At 63.4% G+C, this 18652-nt stretch carries 19 protein-coding genes; 12 read left to right on the forward strand and 7 right to left on the reverse strand.

Annotation, left to right across the window (positions count from 1 at the left end; all coding sequences use genetic code 11):
* Positions 1–39 precede the first annotated feature (39 nt).
* Genes HJY11_RS08915 through HJY11_RS08930 form a run of 4 tightly spaced genes read left to right on the forward strand, consistent with a single transcriptional unit; the run spans position 40 to position 2678 of the window.
* Positions 40–477, forward strand: a complete 438-nt coding sequence (locus tag HJY11_RS08915) for a LytTR family DNA-binding domain-containing protein (protein WP_208075615.1) — start codon at positions 40–42, stop codon at positions 475–477.
* A 13-nt stretch (positions 478–490) separates the two neighbouring features.
* A complete protein-coding gene (locus HJY11_RS08920; RefSeq protein WP_208075616.1) occupies positions 491–913 on the forward strand; it encodes a DUF3021 family protein in 423 nt (140 codons plus the stop codon).
* Positions 910–1827 carry an ABC transporter ATP-binding protein gene (locus HJY11_RS08925; protein ID WP_208075617.1) on the forward strand — a complete coding sequence of 306 codons (918 nt, stop codon included), beginning with the start codon at positions 910–912 and terminating at the stop codon, positions 1825–1827. The genes HJY11_RS08920 and HJY11_RS08925 overlap by 4 nt, the downstream gene beginning before the upstream one ends.
* Complete coding sequence (locus HJY11_RS08930) at positions 1821–2678, forward strand: ABC transporter permease (RefSeq protein WP_208075618.1); 858 nt, start codon at positions 1821–1823, stop codon at positions 2676–2678. Before HJY11_RS08925 ends, HJY11_RS08930 begins: the two co-directional genes overlap by 7 nt.
* A 130-nt stretch (positions 2679–2808) precedes the next feature.
* Here the strand turns inward: HJY11_RS08930 and HJY11_RS08935 are convergent, their stop codons facing one another.
* Entirely contained in the window at positions 2809–3453 is a 645-nt protein-coding gene (locus tag HJY11_RS08935) for a hypothetical protein (protein ID WP_208075619.1), read from the reverse strand.
* Positions 3454–3551: 98 nt separating this feature from the next.
* Positions 3552–4109 (reverse strand): manganese efflux pump MntP, encoded by a 558-nt coding sequence (locus HJY11_RS08940; RefSeq protein ID WP_208075620.1) that lies wholly within the window; start codon positions 4107–4109, stop codon positions 3552–3554.
* 345 nt (positions 4110–4454) lie between these two features.
* Here HJY11_RS08940 and HJY11_RS08945 point away from each other — a divergent pair, with 345 nt between their 5' ends.
* The 8 genes from HJY11_RS08945 to HJY11_RS08980 all read left to right on the forward strand — a co-directional run bounded on the left by HJY11_RS08945 (position 4455) and on the right by HJY11_RS08980 (position 12301).
* Positions 4455–4883: a MarR family winged helix-turn-helix transcriptional regulator gene (locus tag HJY11_RS08945; RefSeq protein ID WP_208075621.1), complete on the forward strand. Its 429-nt coding sequence runs from the start codon at positions 4455–4457 to the stop codon at positions 4881–4883.
* Between the two features lie 14 nt (positions 4884–4897).
* On the forward strand, positions 4898–5671 hold the full coding sequence (locus HJY11_RS08950; RefSeq protein WP_208075622.1) for a sulfite exporter TauE/SafE family protein: 774 nt from the start codon (positions 4898–4900) through the stop codon (positions 5669–5671).
* A 332-nt stretch (positions 5672–6003) separates the two neighbouring features.
* Entirely contained in the window at positions 6004–6423 is a 420-nt protein-coding gene (locus HJY11_RS08955; RefSeq protein WP_368041567.1) for an RNA polymerase sigma factor, read from the forward strand.
* Complete coding sequence (locus HJY11_RS08960) at positions 6420–7253, forward strand: hypothetical protein (protein WP_208075623.1); 834 nt, start codon at positions 6420–6422, stop codon at positions 7251–7253. Before HJY11_RS08955 ends, HJY11_RS08960 begins: the two co-directional genes overlap by 4 nt.
* Before the next feature lie 474 nt (positions 7254–7727).
* Positions 7728–8402: a response regulator transcription factor gene (locus HJY11_RS08965; protein ID WP_208075624.1), complete on the forward strand. Its 675-nt coding sequence runs from the start codon at positions 7728–7730 to the stop codon at positions 8400–8402.
* Positions 8393–9427 (forward strand): sensor histidine kinase, encoded by a 1035-nt coding sequence (locus HJY11_RS08970; protein WP_208075625.1) that lies wholly within the window; start codon positions 8393–8395, stop codon positions 9425–9427. Before HJY11_RS08965 ends, HJY11_RS08970 begins: the two co-directional genes overlap by 10 nt.
* A 107-nt stretch (positions 9428–9534) precedes the next feature.
* Positions 9535–10299: an ABC transporter ATP-binding protein gene (locus HJY11_RS08975; RefSeq protein ID WP_208075626.1), complete on the forward strand. Its 765-nt coding sequence runs from the start codon at positions 9535–9537 to the stop codon at positions 10297–10299.
* Positions 10289–12301 carry an FtsX-like permease family protein gene (locus HJY11_RS08980; protein ID WP_208075627.1) on the forward strand — a complete coding sequence of 671 codons (2013 nt, stop codon included), beginning with the start codon at positions 10289–10291 and terminating at the stop codon, positions 12299–12301. The genes HJY11_RS08975 and HJY11_RS08980 overlap by 11 nt, the downstream gene beginning before the upstream one ends.
* 460 nt (positions 12302–12761) lie before the next feature.
* Here the strand turns inward: HJY11_RS08980 and HJY11_RS08985 are convergent, their stop codons facing one another.
* The 5 genes from HJY11_RS08985 to HJY11_RS09005 all read right to left on the reverse strand — a co-directional run bounded on the left by HJY11_RS08985 (position 12762) and on the right by HJY11_RS09005 (position 18433).
* The gene (locus HJY11_RS08985; protein ID WP_208075628.1) at positions 12762–14027 is read right to left on the reverse strand and encodes an O-acetylhomoserine aminocarboxypropyltransferase/cysteine synthase family protein; all 1266 of its coding nucleotides are present in this window, start codon (positions 14025–14027) and stop codon (positions 12762–12764) included.
* A gap of 400 nt (positions 14028–14427) precedes the next feature.
* Positions 14428–15561 (reverse strand): helix-turn-helix domain-containing protein, encoded by a 1134-nt coding sequence (locus tag HJY11_RS08990; RefSeq protein WP_208075629.1) that lies wholly within the window; start codon positions 15559–15561, stop codon positions 14428–14430.
* A 184-nt stretch (positions 15562–15745) separates the two neighbouring features.
* Positions 15746–16414 carry a deoxyribose-phosphate aldolase gene (gene deoC / locus HJY11_RS08995; RefSeq protein WP_208075630.1) on the reverse strand — a complete coding sequence of 223 codons (669 nt, stop codon included), beginning with the start codon at positions 16412–16414 and terminating at the stop codon, positions 15746–15748.
* A gap of 238 nt (positions 16415–16652) precedes the next feature.
* Positions 16653–17585, reverse strand: coding sequence for a nucleoside hydrolase (locus HJY11_RS09000; protein ID WP_208075631.1), 933 nt, complete (start codon positions 17583–17585; stop codon positions 16653–16655).
* Positions 17585–18433 carry a nucleoside hydrolase gene (locus HJY11_RS09005; protein ID WP_208075632.1) on the reverse strand — a complete coding sequence of 283 codons (849 nt, stop codon included), beginning with the start codon at positions 18431–18433 and terminating at the stop codon, positions 17585–17587. Before HJY11_RS09005 ends, HJY11_RS09000 begins: the two co-directional genes overlap by 1 nt.
* Positions 18434–18652: the final 219 nt, after the last annotated feature.

Below are 18652 nucleotides of genomic sequence, written 5' to 3' on the forward strand. Positions count from 1 at the left end.
TGGTAGGATGAAACCCGGAGCGAAAGGAGAGAGGGGATTTTGAAACTCATCATCGAGCAGTCGCTGGAACTGGCCGAGCCGGAGATCACCATCCGCTGCGGCCTCATCGATGAGCCGCTGCGCCGCCTCATTGAACAGGTGCGGCTCTATTCCTTCTCCATCACCGGGAGGAGGGGGGAGAGCAGCCGGGTCTTCCGCCTGGAAGAGGTGTTTTACTTTGAATCGGTGGACGAACGCACCTACCTCTACTGCGAAAAAGAGGTCTACGAGTGCGATCCCAAACTCTACGAGTTGGAGCGGCAGCTGGGGAACACCGCCTTTGTGCGCGTCAGCAAGAGCTGCATCCTCAACACCGCCCGGCTCGAAAGTGTCCGCGCCCTGGCAGGAGGCCGGATGGAGGCAAAGCTGGAAAACGGCGAGTCGGTGGTGGTCAACCGCCACTACCTGCCGGCCTTTAAAGAGAAATTCGGCCTGTAAAGGAGGGAAGAAGATGTCGACTTTTAAGCAGTATTTCACCTATGACTGCATCTCCTACACCATTTTGATGATGATCGAGTGCCTGCTGATGAGTGTGCGGGGCCACAAGGAGGGGCTTGACGCCAACATTGCCATTCAGATGTTTTTGATGACCAGCCTCATCTCGGTGGTGATGTTCCTCACCGACAAGCTGCAGATCGGCAGTTTTCCCCTGCGCATCCTCATCGATGTGGCCGACATCGCCCTGGTGGTCTATCCCCTGGGGCTCTGGTGGGACTTTTTTGAGGCGGATGCAGTCACCCTGGTGGGGATCTTTGTGGTCATTTTGGCGGTCTACGCCGGGGTGGTGGGGGTCTCCCTCATCCGCGCCAAGAGCGACGAGGGAAAGATCAACCGAGAGCTGCGGGCCCGCAGGGGGAGAGGAGAAAGGCGATGAGCGAGATGATCGAGGTGCAGGGGCTGAAAAAGCATTACGGCCCCATTGAGGCGGTGCGGGGGATCGACTTTTCGGTCCGCCGGGGCGAACTGTTTGCCTTTTTGGGGCAAAACGGGGCCGGCAAGTCCACCACCATCGGCATGCTGACCACCCAGATCGCCCCCGACGGGGGCCGGGCCGAGGTGGACGGCTGCCTGCTGGGGCGGGAGGACGGCGCCATCCGCCGCAAGATCGGGGTGGTCTTTCAGGAGAGCTTGCTGGATAACCTGTTGAGCGTGGAGGAGAACCTCCTCTCCCGGGCGGCCCTCTACGGCCTGCGGGGGGAGCGGGGGCGGGAGGCAGCCCGGGCGGCCATGGCGGCGGTGGGGGCCCTCGACCTAAAAGATCGCCGCTACGGCCGGCTGTCGGGCGGCCAGCGCCGCCGGGCCGACATTGCCCGGGCCCTGGTGCACCGGCCGGAAATCCTCTTTTTGGACGAGCCCACCACCGGCCTTGACCCCCAGACCCGCAAGGCGGTCTGGGAGACGGTGCGCGCCCTGCAGCGGGAGGGGGGGATGACCGTCTTTCTCACCACCCACTACATGGAGGAGGCCGCCCAGGCCGACGCGGTGACGGTCATTGGCGCCGGGTCGGTGTTGGAACAGGGTACGCCGGGGGAGCTGAAGGCCCGTTACGGGCGGGACAAACTCTACCTGACGCCCCGGGACGCCGAGGCCCTGGAGGGGCTGCTGCGGCAGCTGGGCCTTGCCTACACCAGGCCTCGCCGGCGCTATCACCTGGCGCTGGGGAGCACCCTGGAGGCCATCCCCATCCTGGAGCGGTGCCGGGAACTGATCGACGGGGCCGAGCTGATCGGCGGCACCATGGACGACGTGTTTTTGCAGATCATCGAAGGGGGGGAGCAGCCGTGTTAGCCATTGCCCGCAGGAATGTGAAACTCTTTTTCAGGGACAAGGGGGGCGTGTTTTTCTCCCTGATGTCGGTCTTTATCGTCCTCGGCCTCTACGCCCTCTTTCTCAAGAGCACCATCCTCGGCGGGGATTTAAAGGCGTTGGAGGGGGCCAGTCAGCTGGTGGACAGCTGGCTCATCGCCGGGGTGCTGGCGGTGGCGGCGGTCACCACCACCCTCTCGGGCTACGGGGCGATGGTCGACGACCGGGCCCGCGGGGTGGATCGGGACTTCGCTGTCTCCCCGGCCAGTTCGGGGGCCCTGCTGGGGGGCTATATCCTCAGCGCCCTGGCGGTGGGATTGGTCCTCTGCGCGGTGACCTTTGTGGCCGGCCAGCTCTACCTGGTGGCCGCCGGGGGAGAGCTGCTGTCCCCCTTGCAGATGGCCCAGGCCCTGGGGGTCACCTCCCTCTCGGTCGCCACGTCGGCAGCCATGCTCTACTTTCTCACCCTCTTCATCAAAACACAGAACGCCTTTACCGGGGCCTGTACGGTGGTGGGGACCCTGGTGGGGTTTCTCACCGGCGTCTACATCCCCATCGGGACCCTGCCCGGCGCGGTGCAGGTGGTGGTGAAGTGCTTTCCCCCCACCCACGGCGCGGCCCTGTTGCGGCAGATCTTCACCGCCGGGCCGATGGAGACCACCTTTGCCGGGGCGCCAGCCGAGCTTGTCGCCCAGTTTAAAGAGGAGATGGGCATCTGTTTTGCCTGGGACGGGGGACCCTTCCCCGCCTGGGGCCACCTGGCGGTGCTGGCGGGGGGCGCGGTGCTCTTTGCCGGGCTCTCCCTGTTGGTGAAGAGGTGCAGGAGAAGATAGCAACCAAAAAAGAATTGGCCGATTGTCGGCCAATTCTTTTTTTGCGTATAATTTGCTTTGCCTTTTGCGATATGTGCAGGGGGATTGGCGGCAGCGGGGACGATCCCCCATTGCTGTCCCCGCCCTCGCGTCAGCCCTTGTCGGTCTGCAGTGCGGTGTAGGTAAACGCCCCCCCGTCCGCAGAGACAAGGGAGAGGGTTCTGTGGGAAACGAGCTGGTCTCTCTCCCCGTCGGCCAGGGAGAAGACGTCTAGATCGATGTCCATTTTGTCCCCGTCGACCCTGTAACCGGTCACCTCGGCGTCATAGAGCGAGCCGTAGCTGTGCACCTGAATGGCATAGCTCTCCTTCTCCGGCAGATAGGCGAAGGCAGAGCGGGTCTGGACAGCGGTCAATCCAAAGAAATTTGCGGTGAACGACTCCACTTCCGCCTGCGCAAAGAGGTAGCCAAAGGGCTGGCCACTGTACGGCTCGCCGTATTTCTCCCCGTCGGGGACCGTGTTGTCGGGGTATTTTGGGTAGAAAAAGCACCAGACAAGGAGCTTGTCCACATCCAGCTGCGCGGGGTCGGACCAGTCGGGCTGTTCCCCCACCAGAACGCGGACGGGTTTTACATACCGCTCGTAGACCTCTTGGTTGGAGAGATCTGTGGAAAAGGGGGTGCTGGCAGAGGAAGGGGGGGCGGGCGGGTTTGGCTCACCCTTGTCCTTACATCCCGTCATCAGCAGTGAAAACAGAAATCCTAGGCAGAGAGCAACGGCAAATATCTTTTTCACAACAATCCCTCCTCAATCAGATGATATGAATCATACTCTATACACATTCTATATCAAAAATTTGCAAATTAAAAGAGAGGTTTGTCGAGAAAACAAGGCTATCCCAGAATACCCAGGTGATCCAGCAGGATTTTCAGGCCCATGGCGATGAGGACCAGGCCCCCGCAGAGCTCCGCCTTGGACTTGTACTTGGCGCCAAAGACGTTGCCCACCTTGACCCCCACCAAAGAGAGCAGGAAGGTCACCCCCCCGATGAAGCTGACGGCGGGGACAATCTGCACCTGCAAAAAGGCGAAGGTGATCCCCACTGCCAGGGCGTCGATGCTGGTGGCCACCGCCAAGGGGAGCATGCTCTTGGGGCCAAAGTCCCCCGCCGGACACTCCTCCTGGCGGGACTCCCGCACCATGTTAAGGCCGATGAAGGCCAGCAGCACAAAGGCGATCCAGTGGTCAAACTGGGTGATGAGGGAGGCAAACTGCCGCCCCAGCAGATAGCCTACAAGGGGCATCAGGGCCTGAAAGCCGCCGAAATAGAGTCCGGCGATGAGGCAGTGCTTGGCCCCTGCCCGCTGCACCGAGAGCCCCTTGCAGATGGAGACGGCAAAGGCGTCCATAGACAGCCCGACGGCAATGACAAAAAGTTCCCACAAATTCATCTTTTCTCCTCCTCGCGCGGGGGCATAGGGATAAAAAAGACCCACGGCACCGCCAGCCCCCCCTATTTGGGGCGGCTGTGCGATCCCGTGAGTCTCGTTTTTTAAGGCAGGCCAGGTCTGCGGTGGCAGACCAGCGTGTTGACATGCCAGCGCACCGGGTGCGCCCACTACTCCCCCACACAATCAATCACCTATCAAAAATAGCATCAATCCCCAAGAATGTCAACAATTTTGCCGGCATCTGGCGGAAAACCCGCCGGCTCTCCCTTGACAGGGTTCATATTGGTGTTAAAATAGTTCTTGTTTGAACTGTTCTGTAATGAACTTTTGAGAGGGGGAAGGACGGTGTTCTCTTCGACAGACGCCCTCAAGGTGGGACAGGCCTTTGCGCGGGGCTACAACCGGGCCCTCGGCAAAATGACCGAGGATTGGGGCCTGAGCCGGGCCGAGGTGGATGTGCTGCTCTTTTTGCACAACAACCCCAGCTGCGACACTGCCAGAGAGGTGGTGGAGTTGCGGGGGATGGCCAAATCGGGGGTCTCCAAGGCGGTGGACGCCCTGGTGCGGCGCGGCTACCTGGCCGCCGTCCCCGACGAGAGGGACCGGCGGGTGGTGCGGTTGAAGCTGCTGCCCGCCGCCCGCCCGGCGGTGGAGGCGGGCGCTGCCGCCCAGGCCGCTTTTTGGGAGAGGCTGCGCCGGGGCATCTCCCCCCAGGAGGGGGCGGTCATGGCCGCCGTCTTTGCCAAACTGATGGACAATATGAAGGATTGTTGAAAGGGGCATACACTGTGTTTTGGAAGTTGATCGTCTGTATCATTGCGGGGTTGGGGGCCGGGGTGGGAACCGGCTTTGCGGGGATGAGTGCGGCCGCTGTCATCTCCCCCATGCTGATCACCTTTTTGGGTTTTCCCGCCTATGAGGCGGTGGGCATTGCCCTGGCGTCGGACGTACTGGCCTCAGCCGCCTCGGCCTACACCTACGGAAAGAACAAGAACATCGACATCAAAAACGGACTGGTGATGCTGGCGGCGGTGCTGGCCTTTACCATGGTTGGCAGCTATGTGGCCTCGCTGGTGCCCAACGCCTCCATGGGCAGCTTCTCGGTCTTTATGACGTTGCTCCTGGGCATCAAGTTTCTAGTGCGCCCGGTGATGAACACCAAGGAGGCCCAGGAGGGGAAAAGCCTGCGCCAGAAGGTGGTACAGTCCATCATCTGCGGGGCCTTTATCGGCCTGATCTGCGGCTTTATCGGCGCCGGCGGCGGGATGATGATGCTCCTGATCCTCACCAGTGTGCTGGGGTATGAACTGAAGACGGCTGTGGGCACCAGCGTCTTCATTATGACCTTTACCGCCCTGACCGGGGCCCTCTCCCACTTTGCCATCGGCGGTGCGCCCGACGTCTTTGCCCTGGTGGTCTGTGTGGCAGCTACCCTGCTGGGGGCCCAGGTGGCAGCCAAAATTGCCAACCGCGCCCAGGCAAAAACCCTCAACCGAATCACCGGTGGGGTGCTCACCGGCCTGGGGGCGGTGATGATCGCCATGCAGCTGTTTGGCAAATAGGACCCGGCGGGAGAAGTGGGGGCCGGCGCTCTGGAAGGGGCGCCGGCCTCTTTGTCTGCCGCCAAACCGGCGGATGGAGTCCCGCCCCATCTGCAGACGTCGGGAAGGCGCTTTCCCCCTTTTTGGACAGTGCCCTGTAGTTTCTGGCAGTGAAACCGTAGTGTATAGGTGAGGAGGGGAAGGGGGATGAGACCGATGGAAGACGAACAGATCATCGACCTGTTCTTCGCGCGTTCAGAGCAGGCCATAGTGGAGCTGGACAGGAAGTACGGCACCCTTTCCACCCCCTTTCAAACAACATCCTGAACAGCCGGCAGGACGCGGAGGAGTGTGTGAATGACGCCTATCTGGGCGCGTGGAACGCGATCCCCCCGGCAAGGCCCAACCCCCTGCTGTCCTACGTCGCCAAGATCGTCAGGAACCGCTCTTTAGCGGCCTATTGGAGAAGGGGGGCGGCCAAGCGAAACAGCAGGTACACGGTCGCCATGCAGGAGATCGAGGCCTGTATCGCAGACCCCGAGACGGTGGAGGGGGAGATCGAGGCGGGGGAACTGGCCCGGATGATCGAGGGCTTTTTGGACACTTTGGGCAAAAGAGACCGCGTCATCTTCGTGCGGCGCTACGGGTATTTGGACGCCTATTCCGACATAGCAGCCGGCGTTGGATTGTCTGAAAAAAATGTGTCTGTCCGACTTGCCCGCATCCGCCAAAAGATGAGGCGATACCTGCAGGAAAGAGGGTTGATTGGATGAGTGCGAACTTGTTTTTGGAAGCGGTGGGAGAGCTCGGCGACCGGTACTATGAGGAGGCCGCCCGGTATGGGCGCGGGCGGGCCGCGCGCAGATGGGGGAGATGGGCGGCGGCTGCCTGTCTCGCCGTCGCCGCCGCTGCGGCGTTTGCTGTTCTGCCCTCCCTGTCGGAGCGGCTACCAGCCGGTTTTGACGGGAATGGGTCGCTGACAGCGCCTGAAATTGGCATCGGCGTGGACCGTGTCTTTCTCAACGACATTGCAGGGGATTCAGACGCCGCCCGCAGGTGGTATGACCCGGCCCTCTACGATCGCGTTGTCTGGGGCAGGGAGGAAATCACGGGGTACTACGGCAAAGAGTTGACCCCCGCCTACATTCCGCAGGGATTGGTTGCTTCCCCCCAAAATGGAACGGCGGTGGCCATCGCCGACAAGAGCGGCAGCGTGGTGGCAGACACCGTCTGGCTTGGCTTTTACAGCGGCTACTACGAGGACGGCAGCCCCAAGTTGGGCGAAGAGGTGGCCGCCTGCAAGGGCATTTCAGTCAGGGTTTCCAAGCTGGGGCTGTTTGGCGACTGCTGCTACCTTCTGCCCGAAAGCGAGATCAAAACGTCCGACATAGGGGGGACGGCCGTCACCTTTGGCTACTGCGCCACCCCCTACGGCCCGTACGACCCCGAGACCCATGAGCCGGCCGGCCACTACGACATGTACATCGCCGAATTTGAGTGGGGGGGCATAGGGTACCAGATCGTTGCCGAGCAGATGGAGTTGGAGGAACTGGTGAAGGTGGTGTCCTCTATTGTCTGTGAGGAGGGCGCGGGGAACCGGTGATCCCTCCCTATTCGCCGCAAGTGGCAGGGCTTAAAACAGGGGGCGGCCGATGCGATCTGCAATCGGCCGCCCCCTGTTTTTGGTGGAAGGCGACGGGGATGACAGCCCCCCGCCTTTTCCGCTCAAATGTCGATTTGACGCGCCGCCCATCCCGTCAAGGCCCCCGCCGCCGAAAAACCGCGCTGCGCGCCGACAAAGGCGAGGGCCCGCTCATTTTTCGCTCTTGGAAAACACCACGAACAGCGCGCACAGAAGAGCCGCGCCGATTGCGATCCACACCGCCATACAGAAAATCCCTCCCCGCTCCGATCCGCCGGGCCCCCCCCCTGCGCCAAGGCCGAGCCCCCTGGTTTTCCCATCATAACACATCCTTTCTCCCCTTTTCAAAAAAGCGCGGGCAAACGGCCCCTGCCTTTGCCTGGGGGTGGGGTTGTGGTATACTGGACAAAAGGCGAGATAGAGAGGAGAGGGACCATGGCAGAGACCATTATGGTGGTGGAGGACGACCGGCAGATGGCCAGGGAGCTGGTGCGGCTGCTGGAAAACTACGGCTATCGCGCCCTGCAGGTGGAGGACTTCAGCCGGGCGGTGGAGGAGATTTTGGAGGCGGCCCCCCACCTGGTGCTGCTGGACATCAACCTGCCGGTACAGGACGGGTACACCGTCTGCCGCCAGCTGCGCCAGCACAGCCAGGTGCCCATCATCATCGTCACCAGCCGGGACACCGAGATGGACGAGCTGATGGGGATGAACCTGGGCGCCGACGACTTTGTGGCCAAGCCCTACAACCCCCAGCTGCTGCAGGCCCACATCGCCCGGGTGCTGGCCCGCAGCTACCAGAGCGGGGAGAGCCGGACGGCCCGCTTTGGCCGGGTGGAGCTGGAACTCTCCCGCAGCGAGGCCACCTGCGGCGAGCGGCGGGTGGAGCTGACCAAGAACGAGCGCCAGATTCTCTGGGTGCTGATGCGGGCTCGGGGGGAAATCGTCTCCCGGGATGCCCTTATTGGCGAACTCTGGCAGTCGGATGAGTTTGTGGACGACAACACCCTCACCGTCAACGTCAACCGGCTGCGGGGCAAGCTGGCTGAAATTGGGGTGGAGGGGTATCTGCTCACCCGCCGGGGCCAGGGGTACCAGCTGTGCGAGTGAGGGATCTGTTGGCCCAGCGGCTGCCCCTGCTGCTGGCCAGCGCCGGGGGCTGCGCCCTCTCGGCATTGCTGCTGCACCTGTTGGGGGTGGGGGGCGCGCCCATCGCCTTCATCTGCCTGGTGCTGTTTGTGCCGGTGGCCGTCTGCTGCGGGGTGGAGGCTTACGTCCGCAGCCGCTACTACCAACATCTGGCCCGGGTGCTGGGAGAACTCGACCGCAAGAGCCTGCTGCCCCAGCTGATGGAGGACCCACCCTTTGCCGAAGGCCGCTTTTGGAAAGAGGTGCTGGCCGCCTGCGGCAAGTCGATGAACGACCAGATCGACCGCCGGGCGGTGGAGGCCAGGGAGTACCAGGAGTACATTGAGACCTGGGTGCACGAGGTCAAAACCCCCATCGCCTTACTGCTGCTGTCGGTGGAAGGGGGGCGGCAGCCCGACCCCGCCGCCATCCGCCGGGAGGCCGAGCGCATTGACGGCTATGTGGAGCAGGCCCTCTACTACACCCGCAGCGGCGCCCCCGAGAAGGACTACGCCATCCGCCCGGTGAGCCTTCGCCAGCTGACTGCCGACGCGCTGAAGAAAAACGCAACCCTCCTCATTGAAAACGGGGCCCGGGTGGATTCAGAGGGGTTGGATCGCACCGTCTACACCGACGTCAAGTGGGTGGTCTTTATCCTGGGACAGCTGTTTCAAAATGCCGCCAAATACCGGGGGAAAGAGTCCCTCTCCCTCTCCCTGCGGGGGGAGGCCGGGGCGGAAGGGATCTCCCTCTCGGTGTGTGACCGGGGGGTGGGCATCCCCCCGCAGGACCAGGGCCGGGTCTTTGAAAAGGGCTTCACCGGCGAAAATGGCCGCGCCTTTGCCCGCTCCACCGGCATGGGCCTCTACCTCTGCGCCACCCTCTGCAAAAAGTTGGGGCTGGGCATCCGGCTGGAGTCCCGGGTGGGGGAGGGGACCTGCGTCACCCTCACCTTCCCCAAGGGGAGCCACCACCTGGCGGGCGGAGAGGCGGAGGGGGCAAGGTGACAAAAGCGTAAGGCGGATGTAAGATAGTTCCCTTTCTCCCCCCTGGCCGCGCGGGTATACTGGTACCAGAGCCAAATACAAGCGGATACAAGGAGGGAGCGCTTTTTATGGAAATTTTGCGCGTGGAACACCTGCATAAATACTACGGCGGCCGGGGAAATGTGACCAAGGCCGTGGACGACATCTCCTTCTCGGTGGAGAAGGGGGAGTTTTTGGGGGTAATGGGGGCGTCGGGCTCCGGCAAGACCACCCTGCTCAACTGCATCTCCACCATCGACACCGCCACCAGCGGCAGCATCTTTGTAGGGGGGCAGGACGTCACCCAGATGCGGGGGAAGAAGCTGGCGGCCTTTCGCCGCAGCCAGCTGGGCTTTGTCTTTCAGGACTTCAATCTCTTGGACACCCTCACCGCCCGGGAGAATGTGGCCCTGGCCCTGACCATCCTGCGCACCCCTGCCCGGGAGATCGACGTGCGGGTGCAGAACGTGGCCGCCGAATTGGGGATTGCCGAGGTGCTGGAGAAATACCCCTACCAGCTCTCCGGCGGGCAGAAGCAGCGGGTCGCCTGCGCCCGGGCCATCGTCACCAACCCGCAGATGGTGTTGGCCGACGAGCCCACCGGGGCGCTGGATTCCAAGTCCGCCCGGATGCTGCTGCACAGTTTGCAGACCATGGTGCAGGTGATGGAGGCCACCATCCTCATGGTCACCCACGACGCCTTCACCGCCAGCTACTGCGACCGCATCCTCTTCATCAAGGACGGGCGGATCTTCTCGGAACTGGTGAAGGGGGAGCAGAGCCGAAAGGAGTTCTTCGCCCGCATCATCGAAGTGGTGACCCTGCTGGGAGGTGAGAGTGCAGATGTGCTGTAAACTGGCCTTTCGCAATGTCCGCCGCAGCCTAAAGGACTACTTCGTCTACTTTCTCACCCTGACTTTTGGCGTCTGCATCTTCTACGTCTTCGGCTCCATGGACGCCCAGCAGGCCATGGACAGCCCGGTGCAGTCCTCGATCTTCGCCATGCTCATTCAGATCATGGATGTCCTCTCGGTCTTTGTCTCCATCGTCCTCGGCTTTTTGGTCCTCTACGCCAACACCTTCCTCATCAAGCGGCGCAAAAAGGAGCTGGGGGTCTACGCCCTGCTGGGGATGCCCAAGGGCAAGGTCAACCTGATCTTCCTGCTGGAGACGGCGGTGGTGGGGGCCCTCTCCCTGGCCTGCGGGCTGGGGCTGGGGGTGGCCGCCTCCCAGGCGGTCTCCCTGCTGACCGCGCAGGTGTTTGAGGTCAAGCTGGACACCTTTCACTTCGTCTTCTCTCCAGTGGCGGCGGGGAAGACCATCCTCTACTTTGCCATCATCTTTGTGGTGGTCATGGCCCTGGGCAGCGTCTCCATCTCCCGGCAAAAGCTCATCGACCTGCTGTCGGCCCAGAAGAAAAACCAGCGCTTTCGCGCCAAAAAACTCTGGCATGCGGTGGTGCTCTTCCTGCTCTCGGTGGCTCTCATCGGCACTGCCTACGGGATGTTCATCAAAAACGGGATGCGGGTACTGGGCAACGAAATCCCCGTGATCATGGCCATCGGCGGGGTGGGGACCCTCCTCTTCTTCATGTCCCTCTCGGGATTTCTCCTGCGCATCTGCAAATCCAACAGGCGGCTTTACTACAACAAGCTCAACATGTTTGTGCTGCGCCAGCTCAACAGCAAGATCAACACCACCTATCTCTCGGTGACCTTTATCTGCCTGATGCTCCTGCTGGCGGTGGGCGCCCTCTCCTTCGGCATTGGGGTGGCCGACTCGATGCAGAGCGAGTTAGAGGTTTGCACCCGCTACGATGTGAGCCTCTACAACGGCTCGGCGAATGACAGCGGCCGCCCGGTTTTGGAGCTGCTGGGCGAGCACGGCTACGACCTGGACGACTATTTGGAGCGCTCGGTCTCCTTTGCCTACCACGACACCGGCATCCGCAAGTCCGACTTGCTGGCCGGCTGCTATGAAGGGGAGGACATACCGGGGGTCAATGTCACCATCGACGCGGTTTCCCAGAGCGATTACAACGCCCTCATGGAGCTCTCGGGCCAACCCACGGTCGATCTGTCACAGGGGGAGTACGGGGTAGTCGCCCTCTCTGGCGACGCCCAGAAGGCGGTCAAGCGGTATCTGGCGACCGAGCGATCCCTGACCCTGGCGGGGGAGACCCTCACGGCTTATCGCGGCGGCTATCTCACCGGCTCGCTGGAGACCAGCACCGGCACCGGCGCCTCGGGCGATGTGGTCTTTGTCCTTCCCGACCGGGTGGCGGCTGCCATCCCCTCCATCCGGGGCACCGTCAGCGGCTTTTACGCCGGGGACAAGGAGGAGACGGAAAAAGAATTTTTCGCCTTCATCAACCAGGTGGGCGGCGAGATCGAGGCCGGGAGCGAGGTGCGAATCTACGGCGCCACCGCCGAAATGGTCTACCAGATCGCCCTGGGCAGCAAGGTGACCTTCCTCTACATCGGCATCTATCTGGGCATCGTCTTCTTGCTGGCCAGCGCGGCGATTCTAGCCCTGCAGCAGCTCTCCGAGGCGGCGGACAACAACCAGCGCTACCGGCTGCTGCGCAAGTTGGGAACCGATGACGGCATGGTTCGGGGGGCGGTCTTCTCCCAGGTGGCCCTCTACTTCTTCATCCCCCTGGCCCTGGCCCTGGTCCACTCGGCGGTCTTCTTCTACGTGATGCAGGACGCCCTCACCTCCCTGGGGGTGCAAAACATCTGGCCCAGCACCCTCTGGACCCTGGGAATCGTCCTGGCCATCTATGGCGCCTACTTTGTCCTCACCTACTTCGGCGCCCGGCGGATGGCCACCGAGACCTCCCTGGCGACCAAGTAAAACGGCACCCCAAAACAGAGAGGAGCCCCTCCCGGCCGGCGGGAGAGGCTCCTTTTTTGTGGAAAAGGGGGGCAAGGCGGACGCCTTTACAGAATGTGGTCGCCCCCTCCTGGCAAACCCGGGCGGCTTGGAGGGGTGAGCGGGGCGAGAGTTTTCCAGCCCCTCTTCCGGTTCGGGCAGTTGGTTGCCGCGGGGCTGCAAATTGGTCGGGGCGTGGGTGATTTTTATCATTCCCCTTGCCGCGGGGCAGCAAATTCCAGATTACTGCCGTCCCACCCGGAGCGAGCGAGGCCCACTCCCCTACAGGAAAAAAGTCCCCGAAAAAAGGAAGTATTTGTTGTATTTACAGCAAATTATACAATTTGTATTGAAAAATGAGCAAAAAAAGGCCGCTTTCTCGCCCGTTTGGTCGCAGCGGGGCGGAGGAGCGGCCTTTTTGTCGTCTGTAAGGGGCGGGGGATCAGACCTTTTCCAGGGCCTGGCGGGCGTCGTCCATGATGTCGTCGATGTGCTCAAGTCCCACCGAGAAGCGGATGAGGCCGGGGTTGATGCCGGCGGCCACCAGCTGGGTGTCGGTCAACTGGCGGTGGGTGGCGCTGGCGGGGTGGAGGACACAGGTGCGGATGTCGGCCACGTGCACCTCGTTGGTGGCCAGCCGCAGGCTGTCCATAAAGCGGACCGCCGCCTCTCTGCCGCCCTTGATGGTCAGGGAGAGGACGCCGCTGCAGCCGTCGGGCAGGTACTTCTGGGCCAGCTGGTGGTAGGGGTCCCCCGGCAGGGCGGGGTAGCTGACCGACTCCACCTTGTCGCTGGCGACAAAGAAGCGGGCCATCTGCTCGGCGTTTTTGCAGTAGCGCTCCATCCGCACCGGCAGGGTCTCCAGCCCCAGGTTCAGGTAGAAGGCGGCCTGGGCGCCGGGGTAGCAGCCAAAGTCCCGCATCAGCTGCACCCGGGCCTTGGTGATGTAGGCGGCGGCCCCGAAGTCGCGCACATAGCAAACCCCGTGGTAGGACTCGTCCGGTTCGGTCAGCTCGGGGAAGCGGCCGTTTTGCCAGTCGAACTTGCCGCTGTCCACGATCACCCCGCCCACCTGGATGGCGTGGCCGTCCATGTACTTGGTGGTGGAGTGGGTGACGATGTCGGCCCCGAACGCGAAGGGACGGCAGAGGATGGGGGTGGCAAAGGTGTTGTCCACCACCAGGGGGACCCCCTGCTCGTGGGCCACCTGGGCGAACTTCTCGATGTCAAAGACGCTGATGGCCGGGTTGGCGATGGTCTCGCCAAAGACCAGGCGGGTGTTGGGCTTGAAGGCGGCCCGAATCTCCTCGGGGCTGGCGTCCCCGTCCACGAAGATGCACTCGATCCCCAGCCGCTTGAGGGTGACGGCAAAGAGGTTGATGGTGCCGCCGTAGATGGTGGGGACGGCCACCAGGCTGTCCCCGGCCGAGCAGATGTTGAGCACTGCCAGCAGGTTGGCGGCCTGGCCGGAGGTGGTGCAGAGGGCACCGATCCCCCCCTCCAGGGCGGCGATCTTCTCCTCCACCGCGGCCACGGTGGGGTTGGAGATGCGCGAGTACATGTGCCCCGGGGCGCTCAAGTCAAAGAGGGCGCCGACGTGGTCGGTGGAGTCGTACTTGTAGGTGGTGGACTGGTAGATGGGCAGGGCGCAGGGCTGGCCGTTTTCCGGGGCATAGCCGGCGTGCAGGCACTTGGTTTCCAATTTCATGGGGGATCCTCCTTTTCGCTGTTTGTCCTTCGCGACACAAGACCGGCCGGTGGGGAAGGGGGGCAGCAAAAAAGCCCCCGCCCCAGAGCGCACGATTGGCGCTGCAAGGGCGAGAGCTGTCAGCTTCGCGGTACCACCTTGATTTTGCCCGAGAGAAGCGGGCCTCGGCGGGTGCGGACAGGCAGGGCTTTTCCCCTTTTTGCCTGTCGATACCCCGGCGCGGTAACGGGCGCCCCCGTCGCAGCCTAGGGGCCTTTTCGCCCGGTCGGTGCGCAGCTCCGAGACCATTTTCCGCCCCGCCTTTCGCACCCCTTTTCACCGTCCGGGGCTCTCTTTGGCGAGCGTGCGAAGCGTACTCTTCTCTTCATTGCCTGTGTCGGTCTTTGTGATGTGTTCTATGCTAGCACGGCGCGCAGCCCTTGTCAACTGGATTTTGGGCGGTTTCTCTGTCCAGGTTGCCGGCGCTCTCGGCCAGCCGCCGGAGGGCGTCCCGGTAGCGGGGCTGCTCCAGCAGGGGGGCAAAGCGGCGGTCATCGGCCAGGGCCTGGGCCATGAGCAGCCGGTTGTTCTTGAGCTGGCGGACGTCTGGGCGGTGGAGGGGGGCTTTGGCAAAGTGGGGGCTCTGGGAAAAGTCGAGGGTCTGGGCGGCGAGGGTGTCCACATAGCGATCAAAGGCGTCCAGGGCGTCATCTATTTCCCCGCTGGCGGCCAGGAGTTCAGCGCGGACATCCCACCCGCAGAAGGGGCCGGTGACGCCGAAGCGGCAAGTCAGGGCGGCGGCATCGTCGGCCAGGGCGAGGGCGGTCTCCCTCCGGCCCTGGCGGCAGGCGATGTCCATGAGTTGCTCCAGGGCCAACCCGGCGGCGGCCACAGCCTGGTAGAGGCGGCCCTGGGCGGTGGCCTCGGCCTTTTCGCAGTCCCCCTGGGCCAGGTAGAGGGAGACGTAGAGGTCCGCTGGGTCCACCTCCTTCCGGGGGAGACTGTCCAGCAGGGCCTGGGCCCGCGCCAGCTCCCCCGTAGTGATGAGCAGGCTGGCCAGCACCGAGGCAGCGGCTTCGCGCAGCCGGGGGTCGCCGCCGGCCACGACCTGCTCCATCAGTTCCACCGTGCGGGCAAGGGCAGCCTCTGCCAGGGCGGGGTCGGTCTCCGGGGTGGGGGTGATGCCCAATCCCAGCTGAAAGAGGGCGGCCATCCGGAACTTCAGGTAGTCGGCGTTGGGGTATTGGCGCAACAGGGCTTCCCCCCGGGCCCGGCCGGCGGCAAAGCCCTCGGTGAGCATGAGGGTGCGCACCTCCCCCTCCATGGCCAGTACCTCCTCGTCGCTGGGGCGGGGGGTGAAGGAGAGCAGCTGGTCCACCGTGGTGTCCAGCGCCCGGGCCAGGGGGGCCAGCAGGGCGATGTCGGGGCAGGTGACGCCCCGCTCCCACTTGCTCACCGCCGGGGGAGAGACCCCCACCGCCGCCGCCAGCTGTTCCTGGGTCAGCCCCCTCTCTCTGCGCCTGTGCAGGATGGTCTCGCCGATTTTCAGTTCCATGTTGCCGCTCCTCTCCGCTGTTGTTTCTGCTTTTATCCTACCATGGGAGAAGGGGCCTCGCAATGGACGGGGGGGAAACTTGGGAGAAGAAAAACCTGCCTGTCGGGCAGGTTGTGCGAAAGAAAAAGAGGGGGGCGCGCAGATTCTGCGCGCCCCCCTCTTTGGGAACAGGGAGGACGGTGGCTTAGTAGGCGCCGCCGGTCTCCTGATTTTTCAGCAGTTTGATGGCGGAGCTGGTGCCCAGCCGGTCGGCTCCCAGGGAGACAAACTTCTCCATGTCGTCCACCGACTTGATGCCGCCGGCGGCCTTGATCTTGCAGCGGCCCGCCACGCAGCGGTTGAACAGCTCGATGTCGTGGAAGGTGGCCCCGGCGGTGGAGAACCCGGTGGAGGTCTTGATGAAGTCGGCCCCGGCTTCCACCACGATGTCGCACATCTTCTCCTTCTCCTCATCGGTGAGGAGGCAGGTCTCGATGATGACCTTCAGCACGTGATCGCCCACGGCCTCTTTGAGGGCGGCAATGTCCTGCTTGACATACTCGTAGTCGCCGTCTTTGAGGGCGCCGATGTTGATGACCATGTCGAACTCCTCCGCCCCGTCGGCCAGGGCCTGTTTGGCCTCAAACACCTTGACGGCGGTGGGGGTGGCCCCGAGAGGGAAGCCGATAACGGTGCAGACCGGCACCCGGCCGTTCAGGTACTCGACGGCCCGCTTCACATAGCAGGGGTTGATGCAGATGGACGCGGTCTTGTACTCGATGGCGTCGTCGCAGATCTGCTTGATTTGCGCCCAGGTGCTCTCGGGCTTCAAAAGGGTGTGGTCGACTTTTGCCAGAATTTCCTGCTGGGTCATAACAAATTCCTCCTCAAAGATGGGTTGGTGGGCAGGCGAAAAGGGCGGCGCTCCGCCCGGTCTTACTGCCTCTATTATTTCTCCTTTTTCAGGAAAAGTCAATGGGTATTTGTAAAAATGATGCGTTCATTTGTAAATAATTTTCTATCATTTGTTTGAATGGGTGAACATTTTGCGAAAAAGCGGTGGGCGGGCCCCCGAGAGGGGAGCCCGCCCGCCGCAAAATAGGGAGGCGTATTTAGTGGTCGGCGCTGGCAAAGACCATCTCTTTGAAGCGCGCAGGGTCGATCTCGGTGATGAGGGTGCAGTTTTGGGGGTTGCCGCTGCGGCCGTCAAAGTCGTAGAGCAACTCGCCCATGGCAAAGGGGCTCTTGATCTCCACGTCGGCAAAGCACTCGATCTGGCCGCTCACCACCGCGGGGTCCATCACCACCGCGGCGGCGGTGGGGTCGGGCATGGAGATGATGTCCTTGCCGTAAGCGCCCTTGTTCATCTCCAGCAGGGTGCGGTTGGCATCGATGTAGAAATCCCCCACCTCGGTGTGGTAGCCCCGCAGGACTGCCCGGTCGGCCGCGTCGATCTCGGTGTGGCCGTAACAGACGTCGATGGGGACCACCGTCAGGTGCATTCCGCTGGCAAAGACGATCTTGGCGGCCTCGGCGTCCATGGCGATGTTGAACTCGGCGTTGGCGGTAAAGGCGTCGATCATCCGGTATTGGCCACCCATGAGGGTGATGTTTTTCACCCGCTTCATGGCCTCAGGGGCCAGGAGGATGGCCATGGCGATGTTGGTCAGGGGCCCCAGGGCGAGGATTTCCAGGTCGTCCACCTCCTGCGCCAGGCGGATGATCTGATCCACCGCGTGGCCCGGGGACAGGGGGACCGAGGGCTCGGGGTAGTTCATCCCCCCCAGGCCGTCGGGCCCGTGGGCCTGCTCGCCAAAGGAGGTGGGCTGCCCGAAGAGGGGGCAGGCCATCCCCGCGTAGACTGGCGGGCGGTAGGTGCCGGCCTTCTCCACGGCGATGCGGGCGTTGCGGATCACCTTGGGCAGGATGATATTGCCGCAGACGCAGGTGACGGCCTCGATGTGGATGTCCGCGCAGCGCAGGGACATGACCAGGGCCACCGCGTCGTCGGAGGCGGTGTCGGTGTCAAAGAGGATGTGGCGCATCAGAGAGCCCCCCTTTCCATCTGGGTGGCGGCCCGGTCAAACCAGGCCTGCAGGGCGGTGTGGTCCAAGCGGGTGATCACCTGGGCGGTGAGCAGATCGGCCTGGCCGTCGATGATGGTGCCGGCCAGCCGGGTGGCGTTGAGTTGTCCGCGGGTGCGGCTGCCGGAGGTGTCCACCGACAGGTTGCAGGCAAAGCTCTCGGCGATGAGGGCGGGATCGGCCGCCACAGCGGCCCCCACCGCCCCCAAAAGCCCTTGGCCGCCGTCCCGGTCCAGGAGGGCGCGCCACCGCCCCATATCGGGGAGGGCGAGGCCGGCGGCCGCTTCGGCGGCCGTCTCCCGCGGGAGGACCCTCACCGGCACCCCGCAGGAGAGAACCACCGAGGCCGCCTCGGGATCGCACAGCAGGTTGTACTCGGCGGTCTCACTCTGGGCGGGGTAGCCCAGTTGGGCCCCCCCGCAGAGGAGGATGCCCGCGGCCTGGGAAAAGCCCTCCGGGTCGCGCAGAAAGGCCATGGCCAGATCGGTGAGGGGCCCCAGGGCCAAGATCTGCACCTGGCAGGGGGCGGCGGCCAGGGCACAACTCAGGGCCAGGACTCCGGCCAGGGGGGCCTTTTCCCCAGCGCTGGGGGCGGCTTTCGCCAGCGGGACCATGGGGCCGCACATCCCCTGGTGCAGAGGGATACTCTCCCCCGCCAGGCGGCAGCCCTCTTCGGCGGCGGCCAGGGCCTCCCCCGCGCCGCCGCGCCCGTAGGAGGCGACGGCCGCACAGACGGATTGGCCGCTCTGCAGCAGGGCCGCCAGGCCGGCGGCGCCCGCCCGGTCCATGTCTACGAGAATGGGTGACACAACAAACACTCCTTTTCTCCGTGGTGGTCCCGGCAAAGACGGGGGCGGCCGGGGCTCTTGTTGTCTTTAGTATATCAGAGGCCGCAGAGAGGGCGAAAGGACGGGCGTCCCTCTTTTTTGTGTTTGTCCCCCTTTTCAAGATGTGGTATAATAGCCGCAAAGCAGCTATTATACCTGGGGATGGCCAGGCAGATGCGCAAGCTGCGCTTGCTCCCCGCC

Origin of the sequence: Bittarella massiliensis (ex Durand et al. 2017), from assembly GCF_017566145.1 — a bacterium.
Lineage (GTDB): Bacteria > Bacillota > Clostridia > Oscillospirales > Ruminococcaceae > Bittarella > Bittarella massiliensis_A.